Raw genomic sequence first — 17752 nt, forward strand, 5'->3', positions numbered from 1 at the left:
CGGCGTCAGAGGTCGAGCTTGTAGCCCAGGCCCCGCACGGTGACGAGGTACCTCGGCTCGCCCGGGTCGGGCTCGAGCTTGGCCCGCAGCCGCTTCACGTGCACGTCGAGGGTCTTGGTGTCGCCGACGTAGTCCGAGCCCCAGACCCGGTCGATGAGCTGGCCGCGGGTCAGCACCCGCCCGGGGTTGCGCAGGAACATCTCCAGCAGCTCGAACTCCTTCAGCGGCAGCCGCTGCTCCTCGCCGTCGACGGTCACGACGTGGCGCTCCACGTCCATCCGCACCGGTCCGGCCTCGAGGGTGGCCGGGGCCAGGTCGGGCTCGGTGCCGCGGCGCAGCACGGCCCGGATGCGGGCGACCAGCTCGCGGGGGGAGTAGGGCTTGGTGACGTAGTCGTCGGCCCCGAGCTCCAGCCCGACCACCTTGTCGACCTCGTCGTCCTTGGCGCTCACCATGATCACCGGCACGTGGGAGGTCTGCCGGATCTGCCGGCACACCTCGGTGCCCGGGAGCCCCGGGAGCATCAGGTCGAGCAGCACGATGTCGGCGCCGTTGCGCTCGAACTCCGTGAGCGCGGCGTTGCCGTCGGCGGCGATGGCCACCTCGAAGCCCTCCTTGCGCAGCATGTACGCGAGGGCGTCGCTGTAGCTCTCCTCGTCCTCGACCACCAGTACCCGTGTCACGGGCTCTCCTCCTGCATCTGTCGTTCGTGCGCGTGGTGCTGGGGCAGCGTGAGGGTGAAGGTCGAGCCCTGACCCTCCGCCGACCAGACCCGGACCTCGCCGCCGTGGGTGGCGGCGACGTGCTTGACGATGGACAGCCCCAGTCCGGTGCCGCCCGTCGAGCGGTGTCGTGCGGGATCGACGCGGTAGAACCGCTCGAAGATCCGGTCGAGCTCCCCGGCGGGGATGCCGATGCCCTGGTCGACCACCGAGATCTCGACCGTGCCGTCGTCGGCCTTGGTGGTGACCAGCACGGTCGAGTCGGGCTCGCTGTAGGACACCGCGTTGGCCACGAGGTTGGACACCGCGGCCATCACCTGGCCCTCGTTGCCGAAGACCTCGAGGCCCTCGGTGCCGTGGACGATCACCGAGATCCGCTTGTCCTCGGCGTCGATCTTGCTGGTGTCGACCGCGACCTGCACGACCTCGTCGAGGTCGACGGCCACCGGCGCGTCGAGCGGGGCGTCGGCCTGTAGCCGGGAGAGCTCGATGATCTGCTGCACCAGCTTGGAGAGCCGGTCGCTCTCGGTGAGCATGCGGTCGGCGAAGCGCTCGACGGCCTCGGGGTCGTCGGAGGCCTCGTGGACGGCCTCGGCCAGCAGGCGCAGCGCGCCGACAGGGGTCTTGAGCTCGTGGCTGACGTTGGCCACGAAGTCGCGCCGCACGGCCTCGACGCGTCGCTCGCGGGTGCGGTCCTCGACCAGGGCCAGGACCAGCCGCGAGCCCAGCGGCGCGACGCGTGCGGTCACGTTGCGCACCGGCACGCCCTCGCGGGTCATCAGGATCTCGGTCTCGCGGATCTGTCCGTCGCGGCGCACCTGGCGCACCATCTCGGCCAGCTCGTCGGCGAGCAGCCGGGTGCCCCGCACCAACCCCAGGGCGTAGGCCGGGGCCGACGCCTTGAGCACGGTGTCGTCGTCGTCGACCACCACCGCGCTGCTGCGCAGCACCGACAGCACGGTGGCCACCCCGGGCGGCACCACGGGCGTCTCGACCGGGCGCGCGGCGTACTGCTGACGGTCGCTGACGTGCCACGCGAGCACGGCGCCGCCGGCGACGACGGCCCCGATGATCGCGGCCAGGAAGGCCTGCGTCGTCGGGTCCACGTGCGGAATGGTACGCAGGCCCCGGACCCGCCCTCACCGCGGAGCGGCCGGCTTCGCGATGTTCACCGCACGTTCACCCCTCCTCGCACGCCGGACACCTAGGCTCTCTACGTTTGCCTCCATGCGCGACGCCTTCCACGACCAGCTCGAGTCCGTCCTCGGTGACCTCGCCGGCATCTGCCGCGACGTCGAGACCGCCGTCAGGCTCGCCACCGAGGCGCTGCTGAGCGGCGACGCCGCCGTCGCCGAGCAGGTGATCAGCGCCGACGTCGAGATCGACCGGGCCCGCGAGCGGGTCGAGGACCAGGCCTTCGCGCTGCTCTCGCTGCAGGCGCCGGTCGCCGGCGACCTGCGCGTGGTCATCGCCGCGCTGCGCATGGTCAGCGAGCTCGAGCGCATGGGCGACCTGTCGGTGCACGTCGCCAAGATCGCCCGGCTGCGCGTGCCGAACGTCGCCGTGCCCCAGGCCATCCACCCCACCATCGCCCGCATGGCCGAGGTCGCCGAGGACATGGTCAAGCGCGTCGGCCAGATCATCCTCAGCCAGGACGTCACCGCCGCCATCGAGCTGGGCCGCGACGACGAGGTCATGGACCAGCTGCGCCGCAGCAGCTTCGCGCAGCTGCTCTCCGACGACTGGACCGAGGGCGTCGAGGCCGCGGTCGACGTGGCCCTGCTGGGTCGCTACTACGAGCGCATCGCCGACCACGCCGTGTCGATCGCCAACCGGATCGTCTTCGTCGTCACCGGCGAGCACCCGCGGGCCCTGCAGGCCTGAGGGCGCCGGCCCCGCCGGTCGGGGTCGCTCAGCGGCCCTGGTTGGCGACCGCGGCGGCGGCGGCCGCCGCGGCGTCGGGGTCGAGGTACTCCCCGCCCGGCACGGTGGGGCGCAGGTCGTCGTCGAGGCGGTAGACGAGCGGCATGCCGGTGGGGATGTTGAGCCCGGCGATGTCGTCGTCGGAGATGCCGTCGAGGTGCTTGACGATCGCGCGCAGGCTGTTGCCGTGGGCGGCGACGAGCACGACCTTGCCGGAGCGCAGGTCGGGCACCACGTCGGACTCCCAGTAGGGCAGCATCCGGGCGATGACGTCCTGGAGGCACTCGGTGGCCGGCATCGCGTCGCCGAGGTCGGCGTAGCGGGGGTCGCCGACCTGCGACCACGGGTCGTCGGCGGCGATCGGCGGCGGCGGCACGTCGAAGGAGCGGCGCCAGAGCATGAACTGCTCCTCGCCGTACTCCTCGAGGGTCTGCTTCTTGTCCTTGCCCTGGAGGGCGCCGTAGTGGCGCTCGTTGAGCCGCCAGGACCGCTTCACCGGGATCCAGTGGCGGTCGGCGGCGTCGAGTGCGAGGGCCGAGGTGTTGATGGCGCGGCGCAGCAGGGAGGTGTGGACCACGTCGGGCAGCAGGCCCGATTCCTTGATCAGCTCCCCGCCGCGGGCGGCCTCGGCGCGTCCCTTCTCGGTGAGGGCGACGTCGACCCAGCCGGTGAAGAGGTTCTTGGCGTTCCACTCGCTCTCGCCGTGGCGGAGCAGCACGAGGGTGTGGGTCGTGTCGGTCATCGTCACTCCGTCGGGGTCGACTCGGTCTCGACGGGCTCGTCGGGGGCGGTGCCCTCGTTGCCGCCGGGGCCCTCGACCTCGCCCTGGGGCTCGGTCTCGGGGCCGTACTCGACCACGGCCTCGGGGAACTCGCAGTCGTAGGACTCCTCGACGCTCCCGGCGGCCTCCCCGCTGCGGGTCTCGCCGGTGTCGGCGACGTCGAAGCCCTCGTACTCGTCGCAGGCCGCGACGACCGGCACGCCCAGGTCGACGGTCTCGCCACTGTCGAGCGTGAAGGTCATGGGCAGCACGTCGCCGGCGATGAAGTCGCCGGTGACGCCGATGGCGGGGTCGACGTCGACGAGGTTGACGAAGCCCAGCGGCGCGATCTCGACGGGGTCGAACGAGGCCACCTCGATGGGCAGCTCGCTGGCGTCGTCGGGGCTGGTGCGCGCGTCGACAGCGGTGAGCGTGATCGGCTCCAGCGGGTCGTCGTTGTTCAGGCCCACGACGAGGGTGCCGGCTCCCGGGGCGGCCGAGACGACCGTGGCCCCGAGCACCTTGAAGCTGCCGTCGACGAAGTTGGTGCCTGCGGCCGGCGTGTAGGGCCGGTCGGTGCCGAGGTTGAAGCCGCACGAGGTCAGCGTGGGCGCGACGAGCGCGAGCGCGCCCACGGCGAGCGTGAGCCTGCGGGGGAGGTGCATGAGGTGGCCTTCTCAGGTCGTCGTGGCGCGTGTGTGGCGCCAGCCTAGCGGGCGCCGACGGGGCTCAGGCGCGCAGCCCGACGGCGGTGCCGGCCACGACCATCCCGACGACCACGAGGGCGAGGTAGAGGCCCACGAGGAGCAGCAGCCGGGCGGCGCCGAGCCGGAGCCCCAGGCGCAGCGGCAGGTAGGTCCAGCCGTCCTCGTTGTCGGCCACGAGGCCCCACACGGCGCGCAGCACGTGGACCCCGACGCCCAGCAGCGCCGCGAGGACCACCATGACCACGGTGGGTGCGGAGCCGGCGTCCTCGCCGTTCCACCCGCCGTAGGAGAGGAAGACGGGGTAGAGGGCGAAGGCCGCCGCCCAGGGCACGAACGACAGCACGCCGCTGCGCAGGACGACGTTGCCGACCAGCCCCAGCGCGACCGAGACCAGGTACGCCGACCCCGCGGTGACGCCGTGCGAGACCGACAGCGGCACCAGCAGCAGCACCCCGCAGGCCAGCGCGAACCACGCGGTGCCCGGCTCGAGGCGCCCGTCGGCGAGCGGCTTGCCCTTGGCGGCGTGGGCGGCGTCGCGGCCCCGGTCGACCAGGTCGTTGTGCCAGCCGAGGACGGCCTGCCCCACCAGGACGGTGGCGAGCACCAGGCCCAGCTCGCGCGTCGGTCGGTCGGCCAGGGCCGAGGCCAGGACCATCAGCGCCGCCGTGAGCACCGCCTGGCGCGGGTGGGCCGCGCGCAGCAGGAGCAGCGGCGTGAGGTCGCGCAGCCGGGTCAGGGCACCCCGGCGCGCCGTGGCGTCGGACGGAGGGGCGGGGGTCGGTGAGGCGGGGGTCGGTGAGGTGGTCGCGGGAGCCGCGGCGGTGAGGGTGCCGCCGGCTCGCGCGCCGGGCCCCGGGACGTCGCGGGACGCTGCGCTCGTGGGTGCGGGCGTCGGAGCGGGCGCGGGCGGGGAGGCGGGAGCCGGGGTGCTGGTCTCGTGCTGCTCACCGCTGCTGCGACGTCGTCGCCACGGGGTCGGTCTGGCCATGGGGGGAGTATCGGCCACGGCCGGTCGGATCCGCGCAGAACCAGCCCGCGGGTCGCGGTCGGCGCCCGGGCCCGAGGAGGCTCTCGGCGGGCGCGCCGGCGGCACGGACGAGGGTCCCGAAGGGTGTGCCGGCGGGGGTCCCGGAGTCGTCCGCATCACACGTCTCGATATCTGTCAAGCCCCGAAGGGGCCTCTGACCTGCGCAAACGTGTCAGACGACGTTCTCAGGTCGTGTTAAGATAGAGGCCTAGGAAGGGGTACCTGACATATGACATTCACCGTCGGCGAAACGGTTGTTTACCCGAACCACGGGGCCGCAGTCATCGAGGACATCGAGATGCGGACGATCAAGGGGGAGGACCGTCAGTACCTCGTCCTTCGGATCGTGGCCCAGCAAGACCTGGTCGTGCGCGTGCCGGCCTGCAACCTCGACCTGGTCGGCGTCCGCGACGTCGTCGACAAGGAGGGCCTGGAGCGCGTCTTCGACGTGCTGCGGGCGGCCCACGTGGAGGAGCCGACCAACTGGTCGCGCCGCTACAAGGCCAACCTGGAGAAGCTGCACAGCGGCGACGTGATGAAGGTGGCCGAGGTCGTGCGCGACCTGTGGCGCCGCGAGCGCGACCGCGGGCTGTCGGCCGGCGAGAAGCGGATGCTGGCCAAGGCGCGCCAGATCCTCGTCTCCGAGCTGGCCCTGGCCGAGCACACCAACGAGGACAAGGCCGAGACCCTCCTCGACGAGGTGCTCGCGTCCTGAGCCCCGACCCGACGCGTCGGGTCACCCGCACCACCGACGAGGCCCCCGGGACCACCCGGGGGCCTCGTCGCGTCGCGAGCCGTCACGCCGGGTCCGGGACGCCGTACGGTGGGCGGTCATGAGCACCGCGCCGCACGACGCCGTCCCGGTCGTCCTCCCCGACCCCGACCCCGACGTCGAGCCCGAGCCCGCCCTCGGGGCGGTCGTCGAGCAGGGGCGCGGGTCGCTGCCCTACGCGCTCATCCACGGCGAGGCGCTGGTGGCCTGCGCCTCCTGGGCGCTCGGTGACGCCGGCATCACCGCCGTCGACCTCGGCACCGGCTGGGAGGGGGTCGCCGACGCCGGCGAGCCCTTCGTGCTCCACGACGCGCTGTGCCCGATGACCCCCGCGTCGTTCCTGGCCGCCTGCGTGCGGGCCGCCGTCGAGCGCGACGCCGTCGTGGTCGGCGTGCGGCCGGTCACCGACACCGTCAAGGCCGCCGACGACGGGGTCCTCGGCGAGACCCTCGACCGCGACGCCCTGCTCGCGGTGGCCTCGCCCGTGGTGCTCCCGGCCTCGGTGGTCGCCGCGTGGGCGGCCGAGCCGTGGGAGTCGTCCCCGGACGCGCCCGGTGGGTCGGACGGTCTGGCCCGCTGGGTGGCCGACCTGGCCGCCCGCTACCCCGTCGTCACGGTCGAGGCGCCGCCCGAGGCGCGACGGGTGACCACCCTCGACGAGGTGCGCCTGCTCGAGGCCCTCACGGGAAAGGGCTGAGCAGCCGGGAGACCAGGGCGACGTCCTCGGGCCAGGTCACCTTGAGATTGCCCGCGTCGCTGGCCACCACCACGACCGGGAGGTCGCAGTGGCGTGCGAAGCAGGCGGCCGTGTCGGTGCCCTCGAAGCCGTCGTGCTCGGCGGCGGCGTAGGCGGCCAGCAGCTCGGGGGCGCGGAAGCCCTGGGGGGTCTGCACGCCGACGACACCGCGGTCGAGCGCGCGCAGGTCGCGGGTGAGCAGGCCCTGCACCGGCACGGCCGGCACGGCGCCGCCGTGCTCGCGTGCGGTCTCCAGGGTGCGGGCGAGCAGGTCGGCGCTCGCAAGCGGTCGGGCGCCGTCGTGCACGGCGACCACGTCGACGCTCCCGGCGTCGACCTCGGCGGCGAGGGCGAGCAGGGCCACGGCCTCGGAGGCGTGGCGCGTCGCGCCGCCGGTGACGAGCCTGACCTCCGGAGCGGACCCGCCGGACCCGGCGTACGACGTCAGGTGGGGTGCGACGGCCTCCGACAGCGCCGCCTCCTCGCCCGGGCGGGCGACCAGGACGACGACGGCGACGTCGGGCACCTCGAGCGCGTGGCGCAGCGACCACACGACCACCGGCACGCCGCGCAGCGGCAGCAGCACCTTGTTGGTGCCGGCGCCGACCCGGGAGCCGGAGCCCGCGGCGAGGACGACGACGGCGGAGGGCACGCGGGGAGCCTAACCGGCCGGTCCGGAAGGGTTTTCACGCCCGTAACACGGCGAAACCGGGACCGAACACGCCAGACCTAGCGTCGACCGGGTGAAGGAGGCACCTCCATGGCGATGACTCGGCCCGCCGGAGGGCGCGGATGACCCCGCGTCCGGCACGCGCAGCCAGCCACGACGAGTGGCAGCCGGTCTGCCGAGTCGTGGACCTGGAGGTCGACCGTGGCGCCACCGCGCTGGTCCACGGCCAGGCCGTCGCGCTCTTCCGGCGCGCCGACGACACCGTCTACGCCCTCGGCAACCACGACCCCTTCGCCAAGGCCTCGGTGCTCGCCCGCGGGATCGTGGGTCAGCGCTCCGGGGTGCCCTTCGTGGCCTCCCCGGCGCACAAGCACGCCTTCGACCTGCGCACCGGCCGCTGCCTCGACGACCTCGGGGTCTCGGTGCCGGTCTACTGCGTCAAGGTGCTCGACGGCGTCGTGCACGTCGGGCACCGCAAGGTCGACGCCGCCTGATCCGGCCGCCGTGGCCCGGGGTCACTCCTGCTGGTGGGCGGTCCGTGGTGTCGTCTCCTGGCCCAGCCCCTGCAGCAGCGCGGTGGCGACGGCCGCGACGCCCTCGCCGCGCCCGGTGAGGCCGAGGCCGTCGGTGGTGGTGGCCGAGACCGACACCGGGGCGCCCACGGCGGCGCCGAGCGCGGCCTGGGCCTCGGCACGGCGCGGGCCGACCTTGGGCCGGTTGCCGATGACCTGCACGGCGACATGGGTGATGGTGAAGCCCGCCTCGCGGACCCGTCGCGCGGTCTCGGCGAGCAGCGTGGCCCCCGAGGCGCCGGCCCAGGCGGGCTCCGCGGTGCCGAAGTGGGAGCCGAGGTCGCCGATACCGGCCGCTGAGAGCAGCGCGTCGCAGCAGGCGTGGGCGGCGACGTCGGCGTCGGAGTGGCCCTCCAGCCCGTGGGTCTCCTCGGGCCAGGCCAGCCCGGCCAGGTGCATCGCACGGCCCTCGACGAGCCGGTGGACGTCGGTGCCGATGCCGACGCGGGGTCCTGACGGGGGTTCGTGCACGCGATGATGATGCCTGAGCCACAATCAAGAGGTGGAACGCCCCCGTGACCTCTGGCCCCCGGCCGGCCTCGTCGCCGGCTGGGCCGGCCTGCTGACCAGCTACGCGGCGGCGATGCTCATGACCATCCGCGAGTCGCCGGTCGTGGCGATCGCGGAGCTGGTCATCCGCCTCACGCCCGGCCCGGTGGCCGAGCGGGCCATCCGCTTCCTCGGCACCTTCGACAAGCCCTTCCTGGTGCTCGTCATCCTGCTGCTGGTCTCGTGGCTCTTCTGGGGCACGGGTCGCCTGGCGCGCACCCGCTGGTGGGCGCCGGTGCTCATCTACTCGCTGCTCGCGGCGCTCGCCGCGACCGCGGTGCTGCTCCAGCGCAGCGCCGGCTCGATCGACCTGGTGCCCGTCGCGGTCGGCTACGTCACCTGGGTGGTGTGCCTCTCGCTGCTCACCGAGCCGCTGCGCCGCGCCGAGCGGCTCACGGCCGCGGCCGCCGAGGTCGACGGCACCGACCCGGTCGCGCAGGGCGCCGACCGCGCGACGCGGCGTACGTTCCTGCTGCGGGCGGGGTTGATCGCCGGCGTCGGTGTCGTGCTCGGCGTGGCCGGGCGCGTCCTCGGCTCCGGGCGGCGCCACGTGGAGGAGACCCGGCGGCTGCTCAAGCTCGACGGCGTCACGGAGCCGACGCTGCCGACCGGGGCGCGGCTGCCGGTGGAGGGCATCTCGTCGTGGATGACCCCGAACGACGACTTCTACCTCATCCACACCGCCATCGTGGTGCCGACCATCGAGCCGGTCGACTGGTCGCTGCGCATCCACGGGATGGTCGACCGCGAGGTCGTCGTGACCTACCAGGACCTGCTCGACAGCGAGACCACCGAGGCCTGGATCACCCTGAACTGCGTGTCCAACCCCGTCGGCGGCACGCTCATCGGCAACGCCTGGTGGAGCGGGGTGCGCGTCGCCGACCTGCTCGAGCGCGCCGGGGTCCAGGACGGTGCCGACTGCGTGCTCCAGACCTCGGAGGACGGCTGGAACTGCTCGACCCCGCTGGCGGCCCTCACCGACGGGCGCGACGCGATGCTCGCGGTGGCCATGAACGGCAAGCCGCTGCCCATCGACCACGGCTTCCCCGTGCGCACGATCGTGCCCGGGCTCTACGGCTACGTCTCCGGCACGAAGTGGGTCGTCGACTACGAGGTCACCCGCTTCGAGGACGTCGACGCCTACTGGACCCAGCGAGGCTGGGGCGAGATGGGCCCGGTCAAGATGTCCTCGCGCGTCGACGTGCCCGCGTCCGGGGCCGAGGTCGCCGCCGGCGAGGTCCGCTTCGGCGGTGTCGCCTGGTCGCAGCACACCGGCATCTCGGCGGTGGAGTTCAGCGTCGACGGCGGACCGTGGCTGCCCGCCGAGCTGGGCCGGGTGCCGAGCGAGGACACCTGGGTGCAGTGGACCGGCACGGCCGAGGTCGAGCCGGGCGACCACCTCGTGCGGGTGCGGGCCACCGACGCCGACGGCCTCGTGCAGACCGCCGTCGAGCGCGACGTGCTGCCCGACGGGGCCACCGGCCTCGACGCCCGCGACTTCACCGCCTCCGCCTAGGGCTCACCAGTTGGAGTGCTCTCCCGGCGCGGGCAGCGGGTGCTCGGCGTCGGTGACGAGGTAGGCCAGCCCGCCGGAGGTGGGCAGCCAGGCGTCCTCGAACTGTCCGCGGTCGTAGGTGCGGCGCACGCCGGTGCGGTCGCGGGCGGCGGGGTCGTTGACCACCACGTCGCCCGAGGCGGTGAAGCCCACGATGACCAGCAGGTGGCCGTTGGAGGCCGAGATCGGCGCGCCCGAGAGCTCGCCGGAGCCGAAGGAGATCGAGGCGATCACCGGGATGCCCGCCTTGATCATCAGCTCGGCCTCGCGCAGCGAGCGCAGCCGGGTCACGAAGGCGCCGCCGCCCTCGGGCGAGGTCGTGTGCAGCGCGGCGAAGGCGGTGTTGAAGGGCCAGTTGCCGGTACCGTCGTAGGCGTGGTCGTAGGTGCTGCGGGCGGCGGCGTCGACCCACGGGTCGACGTGGCCCTCGCCGACCCAGGAGTACGAGCCGGGGGAGGGCAGGGCGTCGTAGTAGGCCAGGACCATCGAGGTCGAGGTGGGGGAGCACCACGCCTCGCCGCCGCCGCCCCACTGCGGGTAGTGGCCCTGGTGGATCATCTGAGAGTAGCGGGGCACGTCGAGCACCACGCCGCGGGCCACGCCGGGCCTGGAGGTGGTGACGTCGCCGGTGGGCAGCCGCGAGGACATCGCCCCGACCGAGCCGAAGGACGGCGCCTTGGTCGACGCGCCCGCGCGCCGCATCAGCGAGACCCGCACCTGCCAGGCCGCCATGCCGGCCGTGCCGCCCACCTTCCAGGTGTCGACGTCGACGGAGGTGTCGTCGTCGTCCTGGCCCGAGACGGTCGTGCGCTGGACGAAGCGGTCGTCGGCGGCCCAGCGGCCGAGGGTGTCCCAGCCGGTCACCCTCCCGGCGGGGCCGCGGCCGCGGACCTCGACCTCGACCCAGCTGTCGCCGGGGGTGCGCGCCTCCCACGAGGCCACGAGCTGGGTCAGGCCGAAGCCCGGCTCGACCCAGCGGCCGGTCCAGCGGCCCACGTCGTAGGTGCGCCCGTCGTAGCCCCGGGTCGCCACGGGCTCACCGAGGAAGACGCGGTCGCGGGCGACGCGGGTGCCGGCCAGCTGTCCCGCGCGGAAGGCCTTCGCGCCCTCGAAGCGGGTCTGGTCGACCTGCCGGGTGCCGGCGCGCCGCTCGGCCGGCGCCGGGTCCGCCGACGCGGAGCCGGTCGCGGCGGTCGCGGGCGCGGGGGCCAGCGGTGCGACGAGGGCGGCGCCGAGCAGGGCGCCGAGCAGGCGGGAGGCGGCGGGACGGCGGGGAGGACGCATGCCGCCACGATAAGTCACTCCCGTCACAGCAGTCACAGGATCCGGGGATGCGCCGGGCGGGGCCCCGCGCTCCTAGACTGGGCCCGTGACGCTCAGGCTCTACGACACCGCGACGCGCGAGGTGCGCGACTTCGTCCCCCTCGTCGAGGGTCGGGCGGGTCTCTACCTCTGCGGTCTCACCGTGCAGTCGGAGCCGCACGTCGGCCACGTGCGCTCGGGGGTGGACTTCGACGTGCTCCAGCGCTGGCTGCGCCACAGCGGCTACGACGTCACCTTCATCCGCAACGTCACCGACATCGACGACAAGATCCTCACCAAGGCCGCCGACCAGGGCCGGCCCTGGTTCAACCTGGCCTACGCGATGCACCGCGAGCTCGACCGCGCCTACGCCGCGCTCAACGTCGCCCCGCCGACCTACGAGCCCGCCGCCACCGGCCACGTGCCGGAGATGGTCGAGCTGATCGCCGCGCTGGTGGAGCGCGGCCACGCCTACGCCGCCGCCGACGGCTCGGGCGACGTGTACTTCGACGTGCGGTCGTGGCCGTCCTACGGCGAGCTGACGCGCCAGGGCATCGACGACATGGAGGCCGCCGAGGACGCCGACCCCCGCGGCAAGCGCGACCCCCGCGACTTCGCGCTGTGGAAGGGCCGCAAGGCCACCGAGCCCGAGACCGCGTCGTGGCCCAGCCCGTGGGGCCGCGGCCGGCCGGGCTGGCACATCGAGTGCTCCGCGATGGCCGGCAAGTACCTCGGCCCCGCCTTCGACATCCACGGCGGCGGCGTCGACCTCCGCTTCCCCCACCACGAGAACGAGCAGGCCCAGTCCCGCGCGGCCGGTCACGCGTTCGCGTCGTACTGGCTGCACAACGCGTGGATCACCACCGCCGGCGAGAAGATGAGCAAGTCGCTGGGCAACACCCTCTCGATCCCCTCGGTGCTCCAGCGCGTGCGCGGGGTGGAGCTGCGGTTCTACCTCGTGGCCGCCCACTACCGCAGCCACGTGGAGTTCAGCTTCGAGGCGCTCGACGAGGCCGCCCAGGGCTTCCGACGCATCGAGGGCCTCCTCGACCGCGTCGCCGCCGCCGGCGGGCCGGTCGAGTGCGGGGACACCCTGCCCGCGGCCTTCGTCGCGGCGATGGACGACGACCTCGGCACCCCGGCGGCGGTGGCCGTGCTCTACGACGCCGTGCGCGAGGGCAACCGCCTGCTCGCCGCGGGCGACCACGCCGGCGCCCGGGAGCTCGCGTGCGGGGTGCGCGCCATGCTCGCCGTGCTCGGCCTCGACCCCGCCGACCCCGCCTGGGGCCCGGCCGCGGGCGCCGACGACCAGCTCACCCATGCCGTCGACGTCCTCGTCGCCGGCCTCCTCGAGCAGCGCGACGCGGCCCGGGCCGCCAAGGACTGGCCCACGGCCGACGCGCTGCGCGACCGGCTCAAGGACGCCGGCATCGCGATCGAGGACACCCCCGACGGACCGAAGTGGAGCCTGACCGATGCCCGGTAATTCCCAGCGCAAGGGCGCGATCAAGAAGACCGGCAAGGGCAACCCCACCGCCGGCTCCGGCGGGCGGGTCCGCCGCGGCCTGGAGGGGCGCGGCCCCACGCCCAAGGCCACCGACCGGCCCTACCACCAGGCCCACAAGGCCAAGAAGCGCGCCGAGAAGTCGGCCGAGCGCACGCCGCAGAAGCGGCGACGCACCGGCTCGACCGACATCGAGTGGATCGCCGGGCGCAACTCGGTGGTCGAGGCGCTGCGCGAGGGCGTGCCGGTCACCGGCGTCTACGTCGCCGAGGGCGCCGAGCGCGACGGGCGGCTGCGTGAGGCCTTCGCCCTGGCCGCGGACAAGGGCATCAGCCTGCTCGAGGTCGGCCGCCAGGAGCTCGACCGCCTCACCGCCGGTGCGGTCCACCAGGGCCTGGCCGCGAAGATCCCGGCCTACGAGTACGCCCACGCCGACGACCTGCTCGACCGCGCCGAGGAGGCCGGTGAGAAGCCGCTCATCGTGGTGCTCGACCAGGTCACCGACCCCCGCAACCTCGGGGCCGTCGTGCGCAGCGCGGCCGGCTTCGGCGCGCACGGCGTCGTCATCCCCGAGCGTCGGGCCGCCGGCATGACCGCGTCGGCCTGGAAGACCAGCGCGGGCGCCGCAGCGCGCATCCCGGTGGCCCAGACCGTCAACCTCGTGCGCCAGCTCAAGGCCTACCAGGACGCCGGCTGCATGGTCATCGGCCTGGCCGCCGACGGCGACGTCACGCTGCCCGAACTCGACCTCGCCGACGGCCCGCTGGTCGTCGTGGTCGGCTCGGAGGGCAACGGCCTCTCCCGCCTGGTGTCGGAGACCTGCGACCAGCTGGTGTCGATCCCCATGGCCAACCAGGTGGAGTCGCTCAACGCCGGCGTCGCCGCCTCCGTCACCCTCTACGCCATCGCGCAGGCGCGCGCCTGACCCAGGCGGGTCAGGCGGTGCGCCGCCGACGCAGGAACGGGTCCTCCAGCGAGGGCGGCACGTAGCCCCGGTCGGCGGTGGCGAGGTCGGTGCCGGGCGGCACGATCTCGTCGATGCGGTCGAGCACGTCGGGGGTCAGCCGCACCTCGACGGCACCCAGCTGGGTCTCCAGCTGCTCCATGGTGCGCGGGCCGATGATCGGCGCGGTCACCGCCGGGTGCTGCAGCACGAAGGCCAGCGCGAGGTGGACCAGCGTCAGGTCGAGCTCCTCGGCGAGCAGCGCGAGCTGCTCGACGGCCTCGAGCTTGCGCTGGTTGGCGGGGTCGGTGAGGTCGTACTGGCCCGCGCGCAGGCGCGAGCGGTGGTTGTCGGGGGCGTCCTGGCCCTGGCGGAAGCGGCCGGTGAGCCAGCCGCCGTTCAGCGGGCTCCACGGGAGCACGCCCATGCCGTACCTCTGCGCCACCGGGAGCAGGTCGCGCTCGATGCCGCGGGCCAGCAGCGAGTACGGCGGCTGCTCGGTCACGAAGCGGCCCAGACCACGGCGCTCGGAGGTCCAGTGGGCCTCGACCACCTCGTGGGCGGGGAAGGTGGAGCAGCCGAAGGCGCGGATCTTGCCGGCGCGCTGGAGGTCGGTGAGGGCCGCGAGGGTCTCCTCGACGTCGGTCTCCCGCTCGGGGCGGTGCACCTGGTAGAGGTCGATCCAGTCGGTGCGCAGGCGGCGCAGGCTGTGCTCGACCTCCTGCACGATCCAGCGGCGCGAGTTGCCGCGCTGGAGCGGGTCGCCGCCGGGGCGGCCCATGTCGACGTCCATGGGGCCGTGGAACTTGGTGGCCAGCACGACGCCGTCGCGGCGCCCGCCGGAGAGCGCCTTGCCGACGATCTCCTCCGACTCCCCGCGGGAGTAGACGTCGGCGGTGTCGACGATGGTGATGCCCGCGTCGAGCGCGCGGTGGATGATGCGCGTCGACTCGGCGTGGTCGGGCTCGCCCCAGGCGCCGAACATCATCGCCCCCAGGCACAGCGGGCTCACCTGCATGCCGGTGCGACCCAGGCTGCGATACTGGGACATCGAGGGCGTGGGCTGCTGCGTGCTGTCGGGGGCGGTGTCTGCTGCGGTGTCGGCGGCCATGCACCCACGCTAGGCCGCCCGGCCAACCAGCACAGCCCCCCGACCCCCAGGAGCCGACCCCGTGCACGAGGAGCAGACCGGCCCGGCGCGGCGACGGCCGTGGAGCACGGCCGCGGTCGTCGCGGGCTACCTCGGCGCCTGGCTGGTGCTGGCCGCCCTCGCCGCCGTGCTGCTCTTCCTCGGCAGCGACCGCGAGGTCAACCTGGCCAGCCACGACGCCGTCGTGCGCCCCGACCTCACCGGCGAGGTCGTCGTGCGGACCGGTCCGGTGCTGCCCGACGTGCGGGTCGCCTCCGACAGCCGCATCGGCATCGACGTCAGGCTCGGCAAGACCGACGCCACGACGACCGGCGCGCTGCTCGACCGCTACGCCGTCATCGCCGCCCAGCCCGAGGGTCTGGAGGCCAAGCTGCGCGAGGCGGTCGAGGACATGGCCGTCGACGCCGCCCTGCGGGGCGCGGTGCTCGGGCTGGTGCCGCTCCTGGTGTGGGTGCTGGTGGGCGGTGCCCGCCGCCGCGAGCTGCTGGGCGTGGCGCGCACCCCGCGGGGACTGCTCGCCGTGGCGCTGGTGGGGCTGATGGCCGCGGGGCTGTGGCAGCCGTGGGCGCCGCGCGAGGACCGGCTCACCGACGAGCAGCGCTGGGTCGCGCTCGACGACTTCCTCGGCCCGGGGGTGCCCGTGCCCGAGGAGCTGGCCGACGTCGAGGTGCTCGGCGACGTCACCACCGACCAGACCAGCCGCCTGGTCGCCAGCGCCGTCGACACCTACGACAAGAGCCGGGTCTTCTACGCCGACGCCGCGCAGGCCGCCGCCGACCTCGACCTGCACGAGCCGGCGGAGGGCGAGACCGTGGCGGTCGTCGTCTCCGACCGCCACGACAACGTCGGCATGGACGCCGTGGCCCGCGGCATCGGCGACGCCGCCGGCGCCAGCGCGGTGCTCGACCTCGGCGACGACACCTCCACCGGCCAGCCGTGGGAGGCCTTCTCCCTCGACTCCCTCAACGCCGCCTTCGACGGCGATCCCTACGACGACCGCCGCTGGGCCGTCACCGGCAACCACGACAACGGCGACTTCGTGGGCCGCTACCTCGCCGACCGGGGCTGGACCCTGCTCGACGGCGAGGTCGTCGACGGCCCCGGCGGGGGCGACCTGCTGGGCGTCTCCGACCCCCGCGCGAGCGGCCTGGGCAGCTGGCGCGACGAGACCGGGCTGTCCTTCGACGAGGTCGGCGCCCGCCTGGCCGACGCCGCCTGCGGGGCCGAGGACCGCGTCGAGACCGTCGTGGTCCACGACGCCAACATGGCCCGCGAGGTGCTCGAGCGCGGCTGCGCCGACCTCGTCCTGGGCGGGCACCTGCACGTGCAGGGCGGGCCCGACTGGGTCGAGGCCACCGACGGCGACCAGGTCGGCTACACCGTCACCAACGGCACCACCGGCGGCGCGGCCTACGCCCTGGCGATCGGCAGCAAGATCCGTCGTGCCGCCGACGTCACGCTGGTCACCTACGCCGAGGACGGCCGGCCCGCCGGGGTGCAGTCGGTGCAGCTGCAGACCAACGGCGCCTTCACCGTGCGCGACTACGTCGAGCTGGAGCTGGCCGAGGCCGGGTGAGGGCCGGGTGAGGGCCGGGTGAGGGCCGGGGCTCACTCGGGCTCGACGGCGACGACCTCGTCGGGGCGGCGCGTGAGCTGGGTGGCGATGTAGTCGCGGGCGGTGTCGAAGATGTCGACCTCGCGCCCGGCCTGCTCGGAGAGGTACCACCGGTGCTCGAGGATCTCGTGGAAGACCTCCGCCGGCTCCAGCTTGCCCCGCGCCTCCGGCGGCACGAGGGCCGTCACCGGCTCGTAGATGCGCGTCAGCCAGCGGTTGGCCACCAGCGAGCGGTCCTCGCGGCCGAGGTCGTGGTGGGCGGTGAAGGAGGCGAGGTCGTTGAGGAGGCGTCGCGCCTGGCCGTCCTCGACGTTGAGCCCGGTGAGGGCCTGCAGCTCACGACGGTGGTGGCCGAGGTCGACGACCTTGGGCTGGATGCGCACCTGGTCGCCGTCGAAGTCGGTGACGATGTCGAGCTCGTCGACGTCGAAGCCGAGGTCGTTGAGGCGCTCGATGCGCTGCTCGATGCGCCACATCTCCTCGGCGGAGAACTGCTCGACACCGGTCAGCTCGTCCCACAGCTCGGTGTAGCGGCGCCCCAGCAGCTCGACGACGGCGTGGGCGTCGATCTCGTGGCGCACCGACTGGCTGGCCTGGAGGTCGAGCAGCTCGGCGAAGACGTTCTCGGTGGCGACGGTGAGGTCGTGCTGGCGCAGCCGGTCGGACAGCGTGGCGTTGAGCTCCCCGGTCTCGGCGTCGACGAGGTAGGCCGCGAAGCCGCCCGCGTTGCGGCGGAAGAGCACGTTGGACAGCGAGACGTCGCCCCAGAAGAAGTCGGCGAGGTGCAGGCGCACCAGCAGCACCACGAGCGCGTCGACCAGCGAGGGCAGGTCGTCGGCGTCGAGGCCGTGGCTGAACAGGCTGCGGTAGGGCAGCGAGAACTGCAGGTGCTCGGTGAGCAGCGCCGCGGGCAGCTCCTCGCCGTGGGGGTCGACCCGGCCGGCCACCACGCCCTGGGGCACCACGGCGGGCAGGCCGAGCCGGCCGAGGTCGCGCAGCATGCGGTACTCCCGGAAGGCGATCGCCTCCACGGTCTCCTTCACCGCGTAGGTGCGCCCGCGCAGCCGCACGATGCGCACGACGTGGCGCGAGAGCCCGCGCGGCAGGGGCACGACGAACCGGTCGTCCCACTCCTCGAGCGGGGTCGACCAGGGCAGGGTCACGATCGCGGGATCGGGCCTGCTCGCGACGATGCGCAGCGCCATGGCCACAACCTAGACCCTCGCTCGGCCCTCCCTGGGCGGC

At 74.0% G+C, this 17752-nt stretch carries 18 protein-coding genes; 8 read left to right on the forward strand and 10 right to left on the reverse strand.

Going from position 1 to position 17752, the window contains the following annotated elements; all coding sequences use genetic code 11:
- Positions 1-5: 5 nt before the first annotated feature.
- Together M3673_RS18160 and M3673_RS18165 are read right to left on the reverse strand one after the other, a co-directional pair.
- The gene (locus M3673_RS18160; protein WP_056863471.1) at positions 6-683 is read right to left on the reverse strand and encodes a response regulator transcription factor; all 678 of its coding nucleotides are present in this window, start codon (positions 681-683) and stop codon (positions 6-8) included.
- Positions 680-1828 (reverse strand): cell wall metabolism sensor histidine kinase WalK, encoded by a 1149-nt coding sequence (locus tag M3673_RS18165; RefSeq protein WP_056903431.1) that lies wholly within the window; start codon positions 1826-1828, stop codon positions 680-682. Before M3673_RS18165 ends, M3673_RS18160 begins: the two co-directional genes overlap by 4 nt.
- A 121-nt stretch (positions 1829-1949) precedes the next feature.
- Between M3673_RS18165 and phoU the strand changes: the two genes are divergently transcribed.
- Positions 1950-2606 (forward strand): phosphate signaling complex protein PhoU, encoded by a 657-nt coding sequence (gene phoU, locus M3673_RS18170; protein ID WP_056863473.1) that lies wholly within the window; start codon positions 1950-1952, stop codon positions 2604-2606.
- Positions 2607-2634: 28 nt separating this feature from the next.
- Here phoU and M3673_RS18175 read toward each other — a convergent pair whose 3' ends face one another.
- From M3673_RS18175 to M3673_RS18185, 3 genes are all read right to left on the reverse strand, one after another.
- Positions 2635-3387, reverse strand: coding sequence for a phosphoglyceromutase (locus M3673_RS18175; RefSeq protein ID WP_193666239.1), 753 nt, complete (start codon positions 3385-3387; stop codon positions 2635-2637).
- 2 nt (positions 3388-3389) lie between these two features.
- Positions 3390-4070, reverse strand: coding sequence for a hypothetical protein (locus tag M3673_RS18180; RefSeq protein ID WP_251535432.1), 681 nt, complete (start codon positions 4068-4070; stop codon positions 3390-3392).
- Between the two features lie 64 nt (positions 4071-4134).
- Positions 4135-5100, reverse strand: coding sequence for a UbiA family prenyltransferase (locus M3673_RS18185; RefSeq protein ID WP_251535434.1), 966 nt, complete (start codon positions 5098-5100; stop codon positions 4135-4137).
- Positions 5101-5368: 268 nt separating this feature from the next.
- Between M3673_RS18185 and M3673_RS18190 the strand changes: the two genes are divergently transcribed.
- Positions 5369-5854 carry a CarD family transcriptional regulator gene (locus M3673_RS18190; protein WP_056863477.1) on the forward strand — a complete coding sequence of 162 codons (486 nt, stop codon included), beginning with the start codon at positions 5369-5371 and terminating at the stop codon, positions 5852-5854.
- A gap of 118 nt (positions 5855-5972) precedes the next feature.
- Positions 5973-6608, forward strand: coding sequence for a 2-C-methyl-D-erythritol 4-phosphate cytidylyltransferase (locus M3673_RS18195; protein WP_251535436.1), 636 nt, complete (start codon positions 5973-5975; stop codon positions 6606-6608).
- Here M3673_RS18195 and M3673_RS18200 read toward each other — a convergent pair.
- Positions 6592-7299: a 2-C-methyl-D-erythritol 4-phosphate cytidylyltransferase gene (locus M3673_RS18200; RefSeq protein WP_251535438.1), complete on the reverse strand. Its 708-nt coding sequence runs from the start codon at positions 7297-7299 to the stop codon at positions 6592-6594. The genes M3673_RS18195 and M3673_RS18200 overlap by 17 nt on opposite strands.
- Before the next feature lie 140 nt (positions 7300-7439).
- Between M3673_RS18200 and nirD the strand changes: the two genes are divergently transcribed.
- Positions 7440-7811: a nitrite reductase small subunit NirD gene (gene nirD / locus M3673_RS18205; protein WP_193666227.1), complete on the forward strand. Its 372-nt coding sequence runs from the start codon at positions 7440-7442 to the stop codon at positions 7809-7811.
- 21 nt (positions 7812-7832) lie between these two features.
- On the opposite strand, the gene ispF is transcribed toward nirD, so the two are convergent.
- Positions 7833-8360 carry a 2-C-methyl-D-erythritol 2,4-cyclodiphosphate synthase gene (ispF, locus tag M3673_RS18210; protein ID WP_308196185.1) on the reverse strand — a complete coding sequence of 176 codons (528 nt, stop codon included), beginning with the start codon at positions 8358-8360 and terminating at the stop codon, positions 7833-7835.
- 31 nt (positions 8361-8391) lie between these two features.
- On the opposite strand from ispF, the gene M3673_RS18215 reads away from it, so the two are divergent.
- Complete coding sequence (locus M3673_RS18215; protein WP_251535440.1) at positions 8392-9954, forward strand: molybdopterin-dependent oxidoreductase; 1563 nt, start codon at positions 8392-8394, stop codon at positions 9952-9954.
- A gap of 3 nt (positions 9955-9957) precedes the next feature.
- Here M3673_RS18215 and M3673_RS18220 read toward each other — a convergent pair whose 3' ends face one another.
- The gene (locus M3673_RS18220) at positions 9958-11277 is read right to left on the reverse strand and encodes a C39 family peptidase (protein WP_251535442.1); all 1320 of its coding nucleotides are present in this window, start codon (positions 11275-11277) and stop codon (positions 9958-9960) included.
- Between the two features lie 85 nt (positions 11278-11362).
- Here M3673_RS18220 and cysS point away from each other — a divergent pair, with 85 nt between their 5' ends.
- Both cysS and rlmB read left to right on the forward strand, forming a co-directional pair.
- Positions 11363-12781, forward strand: coding sequence for a cysteine--tRNA ligase (cysS, locus tag M3673_RS18225; protein ID WP_251535444.1), 1419 nt, complete (start codon positions 11363-11365; stop codon positions 12779-12781).
- Positions 12771-13724 (forward strand): 23S rRNA (guanosine(2251)-2'-O)-methyltransferase RlmB, encoded by a 954-nt coding sequence (rlmB, locus tag M3673_RS18230; protein ID WP_251535446.1) that lies wholly within the window; start codon positions 12771-12773, stop codon positions 13722-13724. Before cysS ends, rlmB begins: the two co-directional genes overlap by 11 nt.
- 10 nt (positions 13725-13734) lie before the next feature.
- On the opposite strand, the gene M3673_RS18235 is transcribed toward rlmB, so the two are convergent.
- Positions 13735-14793 carry an aldo/keto reductase gene (locus M3673_RS18235; RefSeq protein ID WP_193666308.1) on the reverse strand — a complete coding sequence of 353 codons (1059 nt, stop codon included), beginning with the start codon at positions 14791-14793 and terminating at the stop codon, positions 13735-13737.
- Between the two features lie 121 nt (positions 14794-14914).
- On the opposite strand from M3673_RS18235, the gene M3673_RS18240 reads away from it, so the two are divergent.
- Positions 14915-16468: a metallophosphoesterase gene (locus M3673_RS18240; protein ID WP_251535447.1), complete on the forward strand. Its 1554-nt coding sequence runs from the start codon at positions 14915-14917 to the stop codon at positions 16466-16468.
- Between the two features lie 32 nt (positions 16469-16500).
- Here the strand turns inward: M3673_RS18240 and M3673_RS18245 are convergent, their stop codons facing one another.
- The gene (locus M3673_RS18245) at positions 16501-17712 is read right to left on the reverse strand and encodes a DUF4032 domain-containing protein (RefSeq protein WP_251535448.1); all 1212 of its coding nucleotides are present in this window, start codon (positions 17710-17712) and stop codon (positions 16501-16503) included.
- Positions 17713-17752: the final 40 nt, after the last annotated feature.

This window comes from Nocardioides sp. P86 (genome assembly GCF_023712465.1).
Classification (GTDB): Bacteria; Actinomycetota; Actinomycetes; order Propionibacteriales; family Nocardioidaceae; genus Nocardioides; species Nocardioides kribbensis.